The organism is Streptomyces sp. NPDC021115, from assembly GCF_044333065.1.
Taxonomy (GTDB): domain Bacteria; phylum Actinomycetota; class Actinomycetes; order Streptomycetales; family Streptomycetaceae; genus Streptomyces.
The window spans coordinates 36743-51960 of the sequence record NZ_JBIRQF010000007.1 but is presented as its reverse complement, the minus strand read 5'-3'; the positions used below and the strand labels follow the sequence as shown (position 1 = coordinate 51960).

The following is a 15218-nucleotide window of genomic DNA, read 5'->3' as shown; positions in this document are numbered from 1 at the left end:
CGTCGGGCGTCAGCTGCGGGACTCGGCGCCGACGACGGCGGCCGGGTCGCGGCGCGCCGAAGCGTCCGCGGCCTCCGGGGCGTCGGCGGCTTCGGTGTCGGCGGTCCCGGCGGAAGGCTTTTCGCCGGCGTCGTCCTCGTCGGCGGGCGCGCACTCCATGGTCTTCGGCAGCTTCAGCGCGGCCCCCGCGCCGAGCAGCAGCAGTGCGGCGCTGACCGCGAGCGTGACGTGCAGACCGTGGACGAAGGAGGCGCGGGCCGCGGCGAGCAGCGCGGCCCCGGGCTTGCCCCCGAGCTGGGCGGAGACGTCATACGCCGAGCCCAGCGACTGCCGCGCGTCGGAGCTGGCCCAGTGGGGCACCCCGGCGACCGAGGAGATGCCCGGCTTGTAGGCGGCGTTCATGACGCTGCCCAGGAAGGCTATGCCGATCCCGGCACCGAGCTGGTAGGAGGTCTCACCGATGGCCGCGGCGCCGCCCGCCGACTTGGCGGAAGCCTCGTTGAGCATGGATTCGTACGCGCTGAAAAGCGTGGTCTCCAGGCCGAAGCCGAGGACGAGGAAGGCGCCCACGAGGACCACGGGCCGGTCGGACTGGCCCATGCTGAGGAGCGACAGCACCCCGGCGGCAGTGAGCACGAAGCCGAACGCCACCATCGCGCGGGGGCCGAGCCGCTGGAGCATCCGGGAGCCGACGAGCCCGGCGGCCATGGCGGCGAGGGTGAGCGGCAGCAGCCTCAGCCCGGTCTCCAGCGGGGTGAGGCCGAGGACGAGCTGAAGGTACTGCGCGGCTATCAGCTCCAGGCCGACCAGCGCGAGCAGGTTGACCACGATGCAGCCGACGGAGATCGAGAAGGCGGGCCGGGCGAACAGCTTGAGGTCGATCAGCGGATGCGTACGGCGCCGCTGGCGGCGGACGAAGAGCACCAGCACCACCAGGCCGACCAGGACCGGAGTCCCGGTGAGGGCGTCCAGCGGCACCGAGCCGCTGCCCATCCGCTTCACCCCGAAGACGAGGCAGAACAGCCCGCCAGCGGCCATGAACGCGCCCAGCACGTCCCAGGGGCCCTCCCGGTCGCCGGTGGACTCCGGCAGCAGCCAGCGGCCGACGGGCAGCGCCACGGCCATCAGCGGGAGGTTGACCAGGAAGACCGAGCCCCACCAGAAGTTCTCGACCAGGAAGCCGCCGAGCAGCGGCCCGACCGCCGCGCCGACCGCCGCGACCGCGCTCCAGACGCCGATGGCCAGGGCCCGCTCCCGGCGGTCAGGGAAGACCTGCCGCAGGATCGACAGCGTCGCGGGCATGATCATCGCACCGCCGACGCCCAGCAGGGCGCGGGCCGCGATGAGGATCTGGGGGGTGGCGGCGAAGGCGGCGAGCGCCGATGCCGCGCCGAACAACGCGTAGCCGAGCAGCAGCACCCGGCGGCGGCCGACCCGGTCGCCGAGGGTGCCGAAGAGGATCAGCAGCGAGGCGCAGACCAGCGGGTAGGCGTCCACGATCCACAGCAGCTCGATCGCGCCGGGCCGCAGGTCCTCGGTCACGGCCGGAACCGCGACGTGCAGCACGGTCGCGTCCACGGCGACGAGCAGCAGACTGACGCAGAGCACGAGGAGCACGATCCAGCGGTTCGCGCCGCCGCCCGCCTCCGTACCGCGCCATTGCCGGGGAACGGCCGCCGTCCGCCGAGTGCGGGCCGTGGTCGTCCCGGACATGTACGCACCTCCCTGGTCTTGCGCTCGCGCCGCGTGCCGGGACGGGACGAACGTCACTTCGTAGGGACGTCCGGCGGCCCGGCGGCGAAGGCACGAGTGGAGAGGTCAGGGTACGCGAGTCGCCGCGCGGGGCGTGTGCCGCAGGTCATGTTCCGGGTATCACCGCAGGCCAGGACGGTGGAGCCGGTTCCGCCCCTGCCCGTTTTCCACAGTCCCCTCCCGTCCTCCCCGCGTCCGCCGGTTGTTCTTCCGCTGGTTGTCCACAGGCCGGGCGGCCCCGGAGAAGATCCCCGATAATCGTCGCCGTGACTGATCTCGCCCAAGCCGACACCGCGCCGCCCGGCGCCGGACGGCCGGGCGGCGTGGCGCTCGCCGCGCTGCGCCGGGCCGCCCCGGCGCTGCTGCTGTACGCCGGGACGCGCGCGCTCGGCCTCGTGGTCCTCGCGGTCTGGGGGGCGGCCGCGGGCAGGAGTCCGCACCAGCTCCTCACGGCCCGCTGGGACTCGCTCTGGTACTCCCGCATCGCCGAGGAGGGATACGGCTACACGATCCATCTGCCCGACGGGGCGGTCCACTCCAACCTGGCGTTCTTCCCCCTGCTCCCCGGGCTGGAGCGCGGCATCTCCGCCCTGACGCCGCTGAGCGCGCCGGACGCGGGGCTGGCCGTGAGTTCGGTCACCTCGCTGCTGGCCGCGTGGGGGATCTTCGCGGTCGGCGATCTGGTGTGGGGCCGCCGGGTGGGGATCACGCTGGCGGTGCTGTGGGGCGTGCTGCCGGTCGGGATCGTGCAGTCGATGGCGTACTCGGAGTCGCTGTTCACGGCGCTGGCCGCCTGGTCGGTGTACGCGGTGCTGACCCGGCGCTGGATGTGGGCGGGGGCCTTCGCGGCGCTCGCGGGGCTCACCCGGCCGGTGGGGGCCGCGGTGGTCGCCGCGGTGTGGCTCACGGCGGCGGTGGAGCTGCTGCCCGGCGGCCGGTGGCGCCGGGCGCTCGGTCCCAACTGGCGGGTGCTGGCCGGGGTGGCGATCGCGCCGCTGGGCTGGCTGGGCTATGTGGCCTGGGTGGGGCTTCGGACCGACAGCCTCACCGGCTACTTCGACGTCCAGAACGGCTGGGGGAACGGGTTCGACGGTGGGCTGGCCTTCGCGGTCTTCATCGGCGGGCTGCTGGTGCATCCGCCGTTCGTGGCCGGAATCGCGCTGCTCCTCGGCGTGGCCGCGCTGCTCTGGCTGTATGTCTGCTGCATACGGCAGCGCCAGCCGCTGCCGCTGCTGGTGTACGGCGGCGGGGTGCTCGTCCTCGCGCTCGCGGCCAAGGGGTACTTCGGCTCCAAGCCCCGGCTGCTGATACCCGCCTTCCCGGTGCTGATCCCGCTCGCGATCGCCCTGGCCCGGCTGCGTCCGGCGCGCGCCGCGCTGTTGTTGGGCTCGGTGGGGCTGGCCTCCGCGGTGTACGGGGCCTGGTGGCTGCACGGTTCGGGACCGCCATGATCCGGCCACCCGGTCCGGCCCGGCGGCGGTCCGCCGCACCCGGCCCGGGAGCCCGCCTGTCGCCCCGGCGACGCGCCGGGAAACGGTGAGGAACGCCACGGCCAATCGCCGATAAACACCCCTGTAAGAAATCCATAAAGAGATCGGCGATCGCTGATAGGAACGCCAGCGCACAAATGTGCCGGGGCCTCGTGCATTCCTGGATAAGGGGCGGCCAAAAGCCGCCCGACGAGACGCACCCCACATCACATCGTCATCACAAAGCGACCTGATCGACTGAACCCCCCTGTCACGCAATGTAACGTCGATTAGGTGCGTACCGAAGACAAGCTCCTCAAGGAGGAGCGACCTACCGATCTCGCGCGGCGCGATCTCGCGCGACCGCGGATGACCCGAACACGCTTCTGGCTGCTCGGAACCACCCTCGCGGTCTACGCCGCGACCGTGATCGGCGTGCTCACCACCTCGTGGCTGGTGACGCTCGACTGGCAGATCATGCTCTTCCGGCCCTACAAGCAGTGGCCGGAGTTCCACATGTTCCTGGACTACTTCGTGGTCATGGGACAGCGCGGCCCCACCGCGGTGGCGGTCGCGGCCTGGCTGGGATGGTGCTGCTACCAGCAGCGCACCCTGCGTCCGGGGCTGGTGCTGGGCACCTCACTGCTGCTGCTGAACATGACCGTGGGCGCCGTGAAGATCGGCTTCGGCCGGCTCGGTCCGCACTACGCGACCAGCGTCGGCTCCAATGAGATGTGGGCCACCGGCGATATATTTCCTTCGGGTCACACCGCGAACGCGGTGGTCACCTGGGGTGTGCTGGCCTATCTGGCGACCACTCCGCTGGCCCGCAGGATCGCTTCGCTGATCGCCGCGGGCTTCGCCTTCGGCGTCGGCATGACGACCGTCTACCTCGGCACCCACTGGCTGAGCGACGTGGTGCTCGGCTGGGCCGCCGGGGTCCTGGTCCTGCTGGCCCTGCCGTGGCTGGAGCCCGCCATGGCCCGGGCCGAGATGCTGCTGCTTGGCCTGTACCGGCGGGTGCGCGACGGCCGGTCGACGGCGCCCGTACCGTCCGCGCGCCCGGTCCCAGGGCCCGTCCTGGCCACGCCGCGGGCCGCGCGCGACAACGAGCCCCCGGTCCGCGAGCCGGTCAGCGTGGTCGGCCGTCCTGGCGCCTCCGGACGGGTGCCCGAGGCGCGGCCGCACCACGCGGGGCGGCAGCACACCGTCCGCTCCGAGCGCACCCCGGTCACCCCGGTCGGCAGCCGCCGCCCGCCGCACGCGGACCGCGTACCGCGCACCACGAACCCGTTCGGCCCCTCGGCCGGGCGCGGCCGCACCACGGCGACCGGCGGGTAGCCGCCCGCCCCACCGCGGGCCGGTACGCACACCCCCGCGGCCCGCGCACAGCACGGACGAACGGCCCCGGAGCCTCCTGAAGAGGCTCCGGGGCCGTTCGCCGTTGCCCGGGCCGGTCCGTCGGCCCGGGCCGTGTCAGCCGCGCCAGCAGCGCCGTACGGCGTCATCGGCGACCTCGAAGTTGATGCGTCCGCTCAGGTACTCCATCGTGATGATCGCGCCCGGCGGAAGCGCCCGTACGGTGCTCCAGCCGCGCTCGCGCGCCACGTCCTCGGCGGTCCGGGCATCGAGTCCCACATAGCTGTCGAGGTCGTCATCGGGTTCGGCCGGAAGGTTCGGTACTGATCCCATGCGAGCCACCGTAGGCATTCGTCACACTTGTGTCACAGAAAACACGCCCGGGTTTGTCATCGATTTTGTCACTCTTACGAGCCGCGTGTTGACGCGCGAAAGATGACGGAGAGTTTTCGCCGATATCCCCTGCCAAAGGCGGGGTTCTGGTAGGGGCACAGGGTGGCCCATGGCATGCCGTCGGGGAATTCAACGGCCACCGGAATATGCCGCCACCGAGTGGGCACCCGGGATCCGGAGCGCACAATTCCGACACAAATCGGGGAATTCGAACCCCGAGGTTTACCCCGCCGGGACCGCGGTACCCGGCGCCACCGAGGCGAACATGACAGACACATCCGATGGAACCCGCAAGAAGACGGCGACCAGTGGCCCGAACACCCTGGCGCTCCTGCGTTCCGCCCGGGAACAGCTCGCCGAACTGACGGGCCTGTACCCCGAGTCGCTGCCCCGCCTGGAGCAGACCGACGACGGCTGGGTGCTGGACGCCGAGGTGGTGGAGCTGGCCCGGGTGCCGGAGACGATGAGCCTGATGGCCCTGTACGAGGTGACTCTCGACCCGGACGGGCAGCTCACCGGCTACCGCCGCATCCGCCGTTACGAGCGCGGGCGAAGTGACCGCGGCTGACCGGCAGCAGGAACGGCCGGCCCGGCCGGAGACGAGAGGACACACACGACATGACCACGGTTGTTCCGGCACAGCAGAGCAGGGGCGGGGGCGGCGGTACCAGCGGTCTGTACGACGTCCTGGAACTGATCCTCGACCGCGGCCTGGTGATCGACGCGTTCATCCGCGTCTCCCTGGTCGGCATCGAAATCCTCAAGATCGACATCCGGGTCGTGGTGGCGAGCGTCGACACCTACCTCCGGTTCGCCGAGGCGTGCAACCGCCTCGACCTGGAGGCCGGTCCGAACAAGTCCCCCGGCATCCCCGAGATCCTCGACGGCGCCACCGAGGGCGCCGCCCGCAGCAAGACCAAGGGCGCGCTGTCCGGGGCCGGGGAGACCGTCTCCAAGGCCGCCCACTCGGTGGCCGAGGCGCTCCGGGGCGACGAGGAGGAAGAGGAGCCCGCGCGCTCGCGCTCCCGGCGCCCGGCGGCCCGCAAGTCCGCGCAGTCCGCGTCGAAGAAGTCCGCGGAAGACTGAGGAGAGCTGAGGAGAGCTGATGAGCACCTATGTCTACGGGATCGCCCGCGGCGCCCTCCCGGACCTCGGCGACACGCTGCTCGGCATCGGCGATCCGCCGCTGCCGGTCCGCGCCCTGAACGAGGGCGAGCTGGCCGCGATCGTCAGCGACTGCCCGCCGGAGCTGAAGCCGAGGCGCCGCGATCTGCTGGCCCACCAGCACGTGCTGACCGAGGTGAGCGACAAGCGCTCGGTGCTGCCGATGCGCTTCGGCTCGGTCTCCGCCAGCGACGAGGACGTCCGCACGGTGCTGACCCAGCACGCCGACCGCTACGAGGACCAGCTGCGGAGGCTGGCCGACCGGGTCGAGTACAACGTCAAGGCCGTGCACGACGAGGACGCGGTACTTCAGCAGGTGCTCTCCGAGGAGCCGGAGTTGCGGCTGATGGCCGAGGCCAACCGGGCCGCGGGCGGCGGCACGTACGAGGAGCGGATGCGCTTCGGCGAGCTGGTGGCGAACGCGGTGCGGGCCCGTGAGGTGCGCGACGCGCGGATCGTGGAGGAGGCGCTGGCCCCCGCCGCCGAGGCGGTGCGGCCAGGCCCTGAGGGCGGCGGCTGGTTCCTGAGCCTGTCGGCGCTGCTGGCCAAGGACGGCGTCGAGCCGCTGCTGGAGGCGGTCGCCGACCTGGAGAACACCCACCCCTGGATGAGGTTGCGGGTGAACGGCCCGCTGCCGCCCTACAGCTTCGTCGAGGCCTGATGCTGCTGATCGGCTGGGTGCTCAGACAGGTGCTCGCCGCGGCGGAACGCGAGTACTACGACCCGGCCGCGATCCAGCGCGAGCTGATGGCCCTGGCCACGCGGCTGGAGGACGGGCAGATCGACGAGGCGGAGTTCGAGCGGCAGGAGGACGCGCTGCTCGACCGGCTGGAGGAGGCGCAGCAATGGGCGAACGGGACCCTGTGACCACCGCGTACGGCTCCCCGGCGGGGTACGGGTCGACGGCGCCGCGCGGGTCGGCGCCGTACGGCGCCCCCGGGCCGTCCGGGCTCGCCACCCGTGGTGAATCGGCCAACCTCGCCGACATCCTGGAGCGGGTGCTCGACAAGGGCGTGGTCATCGCGGGCGACATCCGTATCAATCTGCTCGACATCGAACTCCTCACGATCAAGCTGCGGCTCATCGTGGCCTCCGTCGACAAGGCCAAGGAAATGGGCATCGACTGGTGGGAGCACGACCCGTCGCTGTCGTCGCGCGCCCGCCGCACCCCGGTGGAAGCCCCGGTGGAGCCTCCAACGGGGAACGGGAACGGCAACGGCACGAGCGAGGAGGCGGCCGGATGACCGACGCGACGGAGAAGGCCGGAGCGACGGAGGCCATCGGCACGCTGGAGTACGCGTACGCCGTCGTCCGCGAGGCCGACGTCCCGCGCACCGCCCTGGAGCGGGTGCGCGGGGCCGCGGGCGAACCGGTGCGCGCCGTCCCGCATCTGGGGCTCGCCGTGCTGGCGGGCCCCGTACCGGCCGCCGACTTCGACGAGGAGCCGCTGCGCGCCCGGCTGGAGGACCTGACGTGGCTGGAGGGCGTCGCCCGCGCCCATCAGCGGGTGGTCGACGCGGCCGGTGCGGAGACCTGCGTCATCCCGGTCCGGATGGCCACCGTCTGCCGCGGCGAGGAGGGGCTGCGGCGGCTGCTCGCCACCGGGCGGGACCGGTTCGCGGGGGCGCTGGACCGGCTGGAGGGCCGGGTCGAGTGGGGCGTCAAGGTGTACGCGGCGCCCGCCCCGCCCGAGGAGCCGTCCACGGCGCCCTCGGCCGCCTCGTCGGGCCGCGACTATCTGCGCCGCCGCGGCGCCCAGCGGCGCGCCTCCGAGCGGGCGTATGAGCACACGGAGGAGGGCGCGCGCCGGGTGCACGAGACGCTCACCGCGCTCGCCGAGGGCGCCCGGCTGCACCCGCCGCAGGACGTACGGCTGTCCGGGGAGGCGGACCGCAATGTGCTCAACGCCGCGTATCTGATCCCGCACGAGGAGAGCGAGCCGTTCGCGGAGCGGGTGGGCGAGCTGGCCGGGCGCGAGCCGGGGCTGCGGCTGGAGCTGACCGGCCCATGGGCGCCGTACTCCTTCGTCGCGGCCGAGGGCAACGGACGGGCCGGGTCATGACCACGAGCGCCCCGCTCGCCCACCGGCAGATCGCCCTGGTGGACCTGCTGGACCGGCTGCTCGCGGGCGGCGTGGTCATCACCGGCGATGTGACCCTGCGCATCGCCGACGTGGACCTCGTACGCATCGACCTGCGCGCGCTCATCAGCTCCGTGAACGAGAACGTGCCGTCGCCCTGGGAAGAACCGGAAGGACCGGAGGAACCGTGAGCCGGAAGCTGGAGCTGGACCAGGACACGGTCGAGCGCGATCTGATGAAGCTGGTGCTGACCGTCGTCGAGCTGCTGCGGCAGCTCATGGAGCGGCAGGCGCTGCGCCGGGTGGACCAGGGGGATCTGACGGAGGACCAGGAGGAGCGGATCGGGCAGACCCTGATGCTGCTGGAGGACCGCATGGGGACGCTGTGCGCCCGCTACGGCATCAAGGAGTCCGACCTCAACCTCGACCTCGGACCGCTCGGCCCGCTGCTGCCCCCGAGAGAGTGACAGCGCCCGGAGAGGGTGACACTCGGGACATAACCTCGCAGAACACGCCAAACAGGGCGATCATGGCCGGAGCCGACCCAGCGACCGCCACAGGGAGCCCCGATGGTGACAGACACCGCGCGTCCCCCGGCCGGACCGGCACGGCTGGGGCGCCGGGGCCGGCTGCTGGTCGACTGGCTGACCACCACCGACCACAAGAAGATCGGCCATCTCTATCTGATCTCCTCGTTCGGCTTCTTCCTGGCGGGCGGTGCGCTGGCGATGGTGATGCGCGCCGAACTGGCCCGGCCAGGGCTCCAGATCGTCTCCCAGGAGGTCTACAACCAGGCGTTCACCCTGCACGGCACGATCATGCTGCTGCTGTTCGCGACGCCCGCCTTCGCCGGGTTCGCCAACGAGATCATGCCGCTCCAGATCGGCGCGCCCGATGTCGCCTTCCCCCGCCTCAACATGCTGTCGTACTGGCTGTACCTGTTCGGCGGGCTGCTCGTGGTGGGCAGCCTCATGGTGCCCGGGGGCGCCGCGGACTTCGGCTGGACCGCCTACGCCCCGCTGAACAGCGCGGTGCGCTCCCCCGGCGTCGGCGCCGACATGTGGATCATGGGGCTCGCGCTCGCCGGTTTCGGCACGATCCTCGGCGCGGTGAACTTCGTGACGACCATCATCACGATGCGCGCGCCCGGGATGACGATGTTCCGGATGCCGATCTTCACCTGGAACACCCTCTTCACCTCGATCCTCATCCTGATGGCGTTCCCGGTGCTCGCGGCGGCGCTGCTGGTGCTGGAGGCGGACCGGCATTTCGGGGCGATGGTCTTCGACGCGGCCAATGGCGGGGCGCTGCTGTGGCAGCACCTGTTCTGGTTCTTCGGCCATCCCGAGGTCTACATCATCGCGCTGCCGTTCTTCGGCATCATCACGGAGATCATCCCGGTCTTCTCGCGCAAGCCGGTCTTCGGCTATCTGACGCTGGTCGGCGCGACGATGGCCATCACCGCCCTGTCGGTGGTGGTGTGGGCGCACCACATGTTCGCCACCGGGGCGGTGCTGCTGCCGTTCTTCTCCCTGCTGTCGTTTCTGATCGCGGTGCCCACCGGGGTGAAGTTCTTCAACTGGACCGGCACCATGATGCGCGGCTCGCTGTCCTTCGAGGCGCCCATGCTGTGGGCGGTGGGCTTCCTGGTGAGCTTCCTGTTCGGCGGGCTCACCGGCGTCATCCTGGCCTCGCCCCCGCTGGATTTCCAGGTCACGGACAGTTACTTCGTCGTGGGCCACTTCCATTACGTGGTCTTCGGGACCGTGGTGTTCGCGATGTTCGCGGGCTTCTATTTCTGGTGGCCGAAGTTCACCGGGAAGATGCTGGACGAGCGGCTGGCCCGGATGCATTTCTGGACGCTGTTCACCGGCTTCCACACCACGTTCCTGGTGCAGCACTGGCTGGGCGCCGAGGGGATGCCGCGCCGTTACGCCGACTATCTGGCGGCGGACGGCTTCACGACGCTCAACACGGTCTCCACGATCGGCGCCTTTCTGCTGGGGATCTCGACGCTGCCGTTCCTCTACAACGTCTGGAGGACGGCCCGGTACGGCACCAGGGTGGAGGCGGACGACCCCTGGGGGTTCGGCCGCTCGCTGGAGTGGGCGACCTCCTGCCCGCCGCCCCGCCACAACTTCCTGACGCTGCCGCGGGTGCGCACCGAGTCGCCCGCTTTCGATCTCCACCATCCGGAGGTGACCCAGGCCGAGCAGGAACTGGAGGGGCGCCGTGCGGTCAGCCCGGCGCCCGGTCGCCCAGAGCGCGGTCCAGGCGGTCCCTGATCGTGCGGATGTGCTCGGTGAACTCGGCCGGTTCGCGCACCTCGAAGTCGAAACCGGCCAGCACGATGTGGACCACCAGCGCGTCGAGGGCGTGGGCCCCGGTGTGCAGCAGACAGCTGTGCTCGTCGACCGGCTCCAGCGCCCCCACCAGGGGCGAGATGCGCTCCGCCGCCCGCTCGGCGGACACCCGCAGCAGCACGGTGACCCGCTCCCGGTAGACGGCGTGGGACACGCCCCGGGAGACGTACGCCGCGAGGTCGTCGGCGGGCGGCGGGCGCGGGGTGAAGCGGGGGCCGTGCGGCGGGGTGGGGGTGATGCGGTCGGCCCGGTACGTACGCCAGTCGTCCCGGTCGACGTCCCAGGCGACCAGGTACCACTTGCGCTGCGCGGCGACGAGGCGGTGCGGTTCGGCGGTGCGGCGGGTGACCGTACCGCCGTGGTCGCGGTAGGTGAAGCGCAGCTGCTGGGCGTCCCGGCAGGCGCCCGCGAGCTCGGTCAGGACGGCCGGGTCAGCGACGGGGCCCCGGACCGCCCCGGACATCGGCACGGTGAACGAGCTGAGCGCGCTCACCCGGCGGCGCAGCCGGTCCGGCAGCACCTGCTCCAGCTTCGCGAGGGCCCGTACGGATGTCTCCTCGATGCCGTCGACGCCGCCCGCGGCCTGGCGCAGCCCCACCGCGACCGCCACCGCCTCCTCGTCGTCCAGCAGCAGCGGCGGCAGCTGGGCGCCCGCGCCGAGCCGGTAGCCGCCCGCCGTGCCGGGGGCGGAGTGCACGGGATAGCCCAGCTCGCGCAGCCGGTCGACGTCGCGGCGGACCGTGCGCGGGGTGACGCCGAGCCGGTCGGCGAGGTCCGCGCCGGACCATTCGCGGTGGGCCTGGAGGAGGGACAGCAGACGGAGCAGCCGGGCCGAGGTCTCCAACATGGGGCCGAGTCTGCCAGCCCTTGAGGACGGTTTCTGTCCTCAAGGGCCGGGAGGTCCCTTAGTCGGGGTCGGAGACCCGCACCGACAGGTTGTTGTCGACGGTGTAGTACGGACGGACCGCGGCGGTGCCGTGCGGGGCGTCGACCGTCCGCGCCGGATATGTGAAGATCTCCTTCTTGTCCGCGACGTCGTCCAGTATCCGGGCCAGCCGCACCGGGGTGGCCGTGCCGTCCGCCGGGCGCAGCCACAGGTCCCACGCCTCCGCGCCGCCGCCCCAGCTCTCGGCGAGCGGCGCGGAGGCGAGGGTGAAGGAGAACGCGGCACCGTCCGCCGTCACCGGCGCCGTACGCACCAGGTCCCGGTCCCGGCGGCAGCGGGCCTCGGCCACCGCGCCGTCCAGCCAGTCGGCCGGGCGCTCTACCCGGTACAGCCGCCCGCCGACCGTCATCGCGCCGTCCTCCAGCCGGATCTCCCCGGCCTCGGCGTGCGGCGCCCGGCGCCAGGTGCGCAGGCTGAGGTTGCCGTGCTTGGTGGCATAGGGGATGCGGACGGACAGCGGCGAGGTGCTGGGCCCCGGCCTGCGGTCGACCAGCGAGCGCAGATCGTGTAACCCGGGGACGAGCCGCTGCGGCTCCTGCTCCCCGTACGCCGCGAACACGTCCCAGCGGCCCTCCGGCAGGGTGACGGTGCCGGGCAGCGCCGCCTGGAGCCGCCCGTCGGCGGTGGGGCCGAGCGGCAACCGGACCTCGCCGTCGTCGCCCGCCCCGGCGCCGCGCAGCCGTAGGACCAGGGCGCCCTTCCAGTCGTCGTAGCTCCCCGGCTCCGGGCGGGCCCAGTCGGAGATGTGGAAGGTGAGTCCACCGGCGGAGTCCGCGACGCAGTCGGCGCGCGTCACGGTGGCCTCGGTGGCTTCCCTCATGCTGTCCCCCTCAATGCGCTCGATGGGCTCGATGCGCTCGACACGTCCGGCCGGTCTCGTTGTCGTACTCATGCCATGCGCACCCTTCGCATCGCCTCGGTCGTCGCCATCGCCCCGCCGACCAGCGAGCCGCGGGCGCGGTGCAGCGAACCGCGCAGTCCGCCGCGCACCCCCGTCAGGTCGGCGAAGAGGGACTCGTAGCGGCCGGCCACCCGGGACGGGTCGAAGCGGGCGGAGTCCTTCAGCGCCGCCTGGCCCATCTGCTGCCGCAGTTCGTCGTTGTTGATGAGGTCCAGCAGCGCGGTGGCGATCGCGTCGGTGTCGCCGGTGGGGACGAGGCGGCCGTCCACCCCGTTGTCGATGATCTCGGCCGGGCCGTGCGGGCAGTCGGTGGCGACCACCGGGAGGCCGCAGCGCATCGCCTCCACGATGGTCATGCCGAACGACTCCAGGCTGGAGGTGACGGCCGCGATCGAGCCCTTGGCCCACTCGGGGTCCAGCGGGTTGGCGGGGCCCATGAGGAAGACGTGGTTGTAGAGGCCGAGCTTGTCGATGAGGGCGCGCAGCTTGGCCCGCTGCTCGCCGCCGCCGTAGATCCGCAGCCGCCAGTCCGGGCGGGCAGCGCTGACCTTGGCGAACGCCCGTATCAGCACGTCGTACCGCTTCACGGGGGCGAGCCGCCCGGCCGCGACAACCCATTTGCCGGTGCCGTCGGCCGGTTCCAGACCGGGCTCGGGGACGCTGTTGGGTACGGATTCCACCCGTACGCCCGGCAGCCGCATCTCGGCGCGGTAGTCCTTCGCGTCGGCCTCGGTGACGGTGGTCACCGCGTCCAGCCGGGGGTAGAAGCCGCGCAGGGTCTGCGTCAGCCCCTTGGAGTGGGTGCTGAGCGTCAGATGCTCCTGGCCGACCCGGACCGGGCCGCGGCGCGCCTCCCGGGCGATGTGCACATTGAGGCCCGGGCGGGTGCCGACCACCACATCGGCGTCGAGCCCGCGCAGATGCTCGCCGATCCGGCGGTCGGTGAGCGCGCTGTACTGCTTGTACCGGCCCTCGGTGACCGGGAAGACCTTCGCGGGCCGCGAGTACGCGGGGTCGTCGCCCTCGTAGCCGGGGCTGTTCTTGCGGATGTCGACGAGATGGCTGACCCGCACGTTCGGACCGGGGTCGAAGACCGGACGGTCCCGGTGCCGGAACACCGAGACGATCTCCACGTCGTGCTGCTCGCCCAGGGTGCGGGCGAGGTTGTACGTGGTCCGGATCGTCCCGCCGATCCCGTACGCGTTATGAATCAGGAATGAGATGTGCATCCGTCCCGTATCCCGCCGTTTTTATGCGGACAGGGTGCCTCGTCCGCCTACCAAGGGGTAAGACCCCCAAAGGTGCCTCCGGGTTGGGTGCCATGACCGTCTTGTTCCCCAACAGATAGGAAATCGGTAGCCAATTCAGGGAACTTCCCGGGGAGCGTTCGCATCAGAGGTGCGGCGGGCTTCCGGTCGCGTGACCCCCCGCCGTGGATGGCCGTTGTCTACGTATGAGCCGGGGACCGCCCGGCCCACGGACCGAGACCGAGGAGCCACCCGTGCCGCGCATGCTCGACGTCAGCGATGACGTACGCGCCGAGATCGGCGACGAAGAAGCCGACCGGCTGCTCGCCGGTGACAACGCCCCGGGCGCCTACGACTGCACGTCCTGCCGCACCCCCGGCAACTCCGACCAGGAGCGCACCAGCACGGTGCTGTTCGTGGGGCAGGAGACGGCCGTACTCGCGTTCGCGCACGCCACCTGCGTTCCCTCCCAGGTCGTCCCGGTCTCCGAGGAGCAGCTGGCCGGTGCGGTCCGGTCCATCACCGCCGAGGAGCCCTCGCCGTACGCGGCCGACCCGATCCCCGCGCAGTCCGCGCACCCCTACGCCACCCCGCCGCCCCAGCAGGCGGTGCTCGGCGTCACCAGCGGGGTGGTGCTGGTGGGCGGGGAGCAGCGCCCGGCGCTGGTCGTCGAGCCGACCGGGCCGATCACCCGGCCCGGCGCGACCGGGCACGGCGACGACTTCCTGCCGCTCCTCACCGAGCAGGGCTTCCTGCCGGTGGTCGACCTCAGCCGCCCGCCGGTGGCCATCCCCGGCTGGTCGGTGCTGCTCGCCATGGGGCAGCTGCACGCGGTGCTGATGCCCGTGGCGAACGGCGGCTCCCCGGTGGCCTGGTGGCAGGCGCACAGCCCCATGCCGCTCAGCGAGGGCTGGCGCAGCGCGGTGGGCCGCTCCCAGCAGGTGCTGGTGTACGCGGCGGCCGCGGGCACGATCGGCACCCAGCCGCGGGAGGACCAGCTGCGCGCCGCCCTGGACCGGGCCGCGGCGCGCGGCGCGCTGGTCGGTGCCTCGATGCCGCTCGCGGGCACCTGATCCGAATGGCCCACCCCGTCCCGGGCTGCCGCTGCCTGACCCAAGCGGCCCATTCGCCGCCGATGCCGCATCCCCTGGGCGGCCTGGTCGTTGGCACATACGTGCACGGATACGACCTCCCCTACCGCTCCCCCTCGTACGCCCACATCCCGGCCATGCGCCCGGCGCTGGAGGCGTCGCCCGACCCGTGGCGGCACTCCGCGACGCCGATCTACGACGCGCTGTACGCGGAGTACCGGCGGCTGTTCCGGGCGCTGCCCGGTGACCGGTCGGACGAGGAGGATCTGGGGTTCGTCGCGTTCAGCGCCATCGGCCAGCCCCGCGGCCTGACCAGCGGCGGCCACGGCGGGGCCTGGGACACCGGCGGGCTGTACTACCGCACCTACCTGCCCGCCCTGCCGCCCGGCCAGCGGGACGGGCGCTACTGAACGCCTGAGCGCCACCCGCCGGGTGGCGCCCCGCGCGGCCGTCG

General features: G+C 72.2%; 18 protein-coding genes. 13 read left to right on the top strand and 5 right to left on the bottom strand.

Annotated features, from left to right (window positions below):
• Positions 1-9 precede the first annotated feature (9 nt).
• Complete coding sequence (locus tag ACH4TL_RS22630; protein ID WP_398316921.1) at positions 10-1713, bottom strand: MFS transporter; 1704 nt, start codon at positions 1711-1713, stop codon at positions 10-12.
• A gap of 305 nt (positions 1714-2018) precedes the next feature.
• Between ACH4TL_RS22630 and ACH4TL_RS22625 the strand changes: the two genes are divergently transcribed.
• Positions 2019-3203: a hypothetical protein gene (locus ACH4TL_RS22625; protein WP_398316918.1), complete on the top strand. Its 1185-nt coding sequence runs from the start codon at positions 2019-2021 to the stop codon at positions 3201-3203.
• 312 nt (positions 3204-3515) lie between these two features.
• A complete protein-coding gene (locus ACH4TL_RS22620; protein ID WP_398316915.1) occupies positions 3516-4562 on the top strand; it encodes a phosphatase PAP2 family protein in 1047 nt (348 codons plus the stop codon).
• Positions 4563-4697: 135 nt separating this feature from the next.
• On the opposite strand, the gene ACH4TL_RS22615 is transcribed toward ACH4TL_RS22620, so the two are convergent.
• Positions 4698-4913, bottom strand: a complete 216-nt coding sequence (locus ACH4TL_RS22615) for an I78 family peptidase inhibitor (protein WP_398316912.1) — start codon at positions 4911-4913, stop codon at positions 4698-4700.
• Positions 4914-5238: 325 nt separating this feature from the next.
• Between ACH4TL_RS22615 and gvpO the strand changes: the two genes are divergently transcribed.
• From gvpO to ctaD, 9 genes are all read left to right on the top strand, one after another.
• Positions 5239-5541, top strand: a complete 303-nt coding sequence (gene gvpO / locus ACH4TL_RS22610) for a gas vesicle protein GvpO (protein WP_398316909.1) — start codon at positions 5239-5241, stop codon at positions 5539-5541.
• 50 nt (positions 5542-5591) lie between these two features.
• Positions 5592-6059 carry a gas vesicle structural protein GvpA gene (locus tag ACH4TL_RS22605; protein WP_398316906.1) on the top strand — a complete coding sequence of 156 codons (468 nt, stop codon included), beginning with the start codon at positions 5592-5594 and terminating at the stop codon, positions 6057-6059.
• A gap of 19 nt (positions 6060-6078) precedes the next feature.
• The gene (locus ACH4TL_RS22600) at positions 6079-6798 is read left to right on the top strand and encodes a GvpL/GvpF family gas vesicle protein (protein ID WP_398316903.1); all 720 of its coding nucleotides are present in this window, start codon (positions 6079-6081) and stop codon (positions 6796-6798) included.
• Positions 6798-7004 (top strand): gas vesicle protein GvpG, encoded by a 207-nt coding sequence (locus ACH4TL_RS22595; protein ID WP_398316900.1) that lies wholly within the window; start codon positions 6798-6800, stop codon positions 7002-7004. The genes ACH4TL_RS22600 and ACH4TL_RS22595 overlap by 1 nt, the downstream gene beginning before the upstream one ends.
• Positions 6983-7381, top strand: coding sequence for a gas vesicle protein (locus tag ACH4TL_RS22590; RefSeq protein ID WP_398316897.1), 399 nt, complete (start codon positions 6983-6985; stop codon positions 7379-7381). The genes ACH4TL_RS22595 and ACH4TL_RS22590 overlap by 22 nt, the downstream gene beginning before the upstream one ends.
• Complete coding sequence (locus tag ACH4TL_RS22585; RefSeq protein WP_398316894.1) at positions 7378-8199, top strand: GvpL/GvpF family gas vesicle protein; 822 nt, start codon at positions 7378-7380, stop codon at positions 8197-8199. The genes ACH4TL_RS22590 and ACH4TL_RS22585 overlap by 4 nt, the downstream gene beginning before the upstream one ends.
• Positions 8196-8408, top strand: coding sequence for a gas vesicle protein (locus tag ACH4TL_RS22580; RefSeq protein ID WP_398316891.1), 213 nt, complete (start codon positions 8196-8198; stop codon positions 8406-8408). Before ACH4TL_RS22585 ends, ACH4TL_RS22580 begins: the two co-directional genes overlap by 4 nt.
• Positions 8405-8683 (top strand): gas vesicle protein K, encoded by a 279-nt coding sequence (locus ACH4TL_RS22575; protein ID WP_398316888.1) that lies wholly within the window; start codon positions 8405-8407, stop codon positions 8681-8683. The genes ACH4TL_RS22580 and ACH4TL_RS22575 overlap by 4 nt, the downstream gene beginning before the upstream one ends.
• 102 nt (positions 8684-8785) lie before the next feature.
• Positions 8786-10501 (top strand): cytochrome c oxidase subunit I, encoded by a 1716-nt coding sequence (gene ctaD, locus ACH4TL_RS22570; RefSeq protein ID WP_398316885.1) that lies wholly within the window; start codon positions 8786-8788, stop codon positions 10499-10501.
• Here ctaD and ACH4TL_RS22565 read toward each other — a convergent pair.
• The 3 genes from ACH4TL_RS22565 to ACH4TL_RS22555 form a co-directional block, all read right to left on the bottom strand.
• Positions 10455-11426, bottom strand: a complete 972-nt coding sequence (locus ACH4TL_RS22565) for a helix-turn-helix transcriptional regulator (protein ID WP_398316882.1) — start codon at positions 11424-11426, stop codon at positions 10455-10457. The two genes, ctaD and ACH4TL_RS22565, sit on opposite strands and share 47 nt — an antisense overlap.
• Before the next feature lie 58 nt (positions 11427-11484).
• Complete coding sequence (locus ACH4TL_RS22560) at positions 11485-12345, bottom strand: hypothetical protein (RefSeq protein WP_398317729.1); 861 nt, start codon at positions 12343-12345, stop codon at positions 11485-11487.
• A gap of 68 nt (positions 12346-12413) precedes the next feature.
• A complete protein-coding gene (locus ACH4TL_RS22555; protein WP_398316880.1) occupies positions 12414-13655 on the bottom strand; it encodes a glycosyltransferase family 4 protein in 1242 nt (413 codons plus the stop codon).
• Between the two features lie 272 nt (positions 13656-13927).
• On the opposite strand from ACH4TL_RS22555, the gene ACH4TL_RS22550 reads away from it, so the two are divergent.
• Complete coding sequence (locus ACH4TL_RS22550; RefSeq protein WP_398316877.1) at positions 13928-14746, top strand: hypothetical protein; 819 nt, start codon at positions 13928-13930, stop codon at positions 14744-14746.
• Positions 14747-14808: 62 nt separating this feature from the next.
• A complete protein-coding gene (locus ACH4TL_RS22545; RefSeq protein WP_385442191.1) occupies positions 14809-15174 on the top strand; it encodes a hypothetical protein in 366 nt (121 codons plus the stop codon).
• Positions 15175-15218: the final 44 nt, after the last annotated feature.

Bases quoted from the DNA above. Each gene is read 5' to 3' on its own strand.
- ACH4TL_RS22630 (WP_398316921.1), bottom strand. From the start codon at position 1,713: ATGTCCGGGACGACCACGGCCCGCACTCGGCGGACGGCGGCCGTTCCC.
- ACH4TL_RS22615 (WP_398316912.1), bottom strand. From the start codon at position 4,913: ATGGGATCAGTACCGAACCTTCCGGCCGAACCCGATGACGACCTCGAC.
- gvpO (WP_398316909.1), top strand. From the start codon at position 5,239: ATGACAGACACATCCGATGGAACCCGCAAGAAGACGGCGACCAGTGGC.
- ACH4TL_RS22605 (WP_398316906.1), top strand. From the start codon at position 5,592: ATGACCACGGTTGTTCCGGCACAGCAGAGCAGGGGCGGGGGCGGCGGT.
- ACH4TL_RS22600 (WP_398316903.1), top strand. From the start codon at position 6,079: ATGAGCACCTATGTCTACGGGATCGCCCGCGGCGCCCTCCCGGACCTC.
- ACH4TL_RS22595 (WP_398316900.1), top strand. From the start codon at position 6,798: ATGCTGCTGATCGGCTGGGTGCTCAGACAGGTGCTCGCCGCGGCGGAA.
- ACH4TL_RS22590 (WP_398316897.1), top strand. From the start codon at position 6,983: ATGGGCGAACGGGACCCTGTGACCACCGCGTACGGCTCCCCGGCGGGG.
- ACH4TL_RS22585 (WP_398316894.1), top strand. From the start codon at position 7,378: ATGACCGACGCGACGGAGAAGGCCGGAGCGACGGAGGCCATCGGCACG.
- ACH4TL_RS22580 (WP_398316891.1), top strand. From the start codon at position 8,196: ATGACCACGAGCGCCCCGCTCGCCCACCGGCAGATCGCCCTGGTGGAC.
- ctaD (WP_398316885.1), top strand. From the start codon at position 8,786: ATGGTGACAGACACCGCGCGTCCCCCGGCCGGACCGGCACGGCTGGGG.
- ACH4TL_RS22565 (WP_398316882.1), bottom strand. From the start codon at position 11,426: ATGTTGGAGACCTCGGCCCGGCTGCTCCGTCTGCTGTCCCTCCTCCAG.
- ACH4TL_RS22560 (WP_398317729.1), bottom strand. From the start codon at position 12,345: ATGAGGGAAGCCACCGAGGCCACCGTGACGCGCGCCGACTGCGTCGCG.
- ACH4TL_RS22555 (WP_398316880.1), bottom strand. From the start codon at position 13,655: ATGCACATCTCATTCCTGATTCATAACGCGTACGGGATCGGCGGGACG.
- ACH4TL_RS22545 (WP_385442191.1), top strand. From the start codon at position 14,809: ATGCCGCATCCCCTGGGCGGCCTGGTCGTTGGCACATACGTGCACGGA.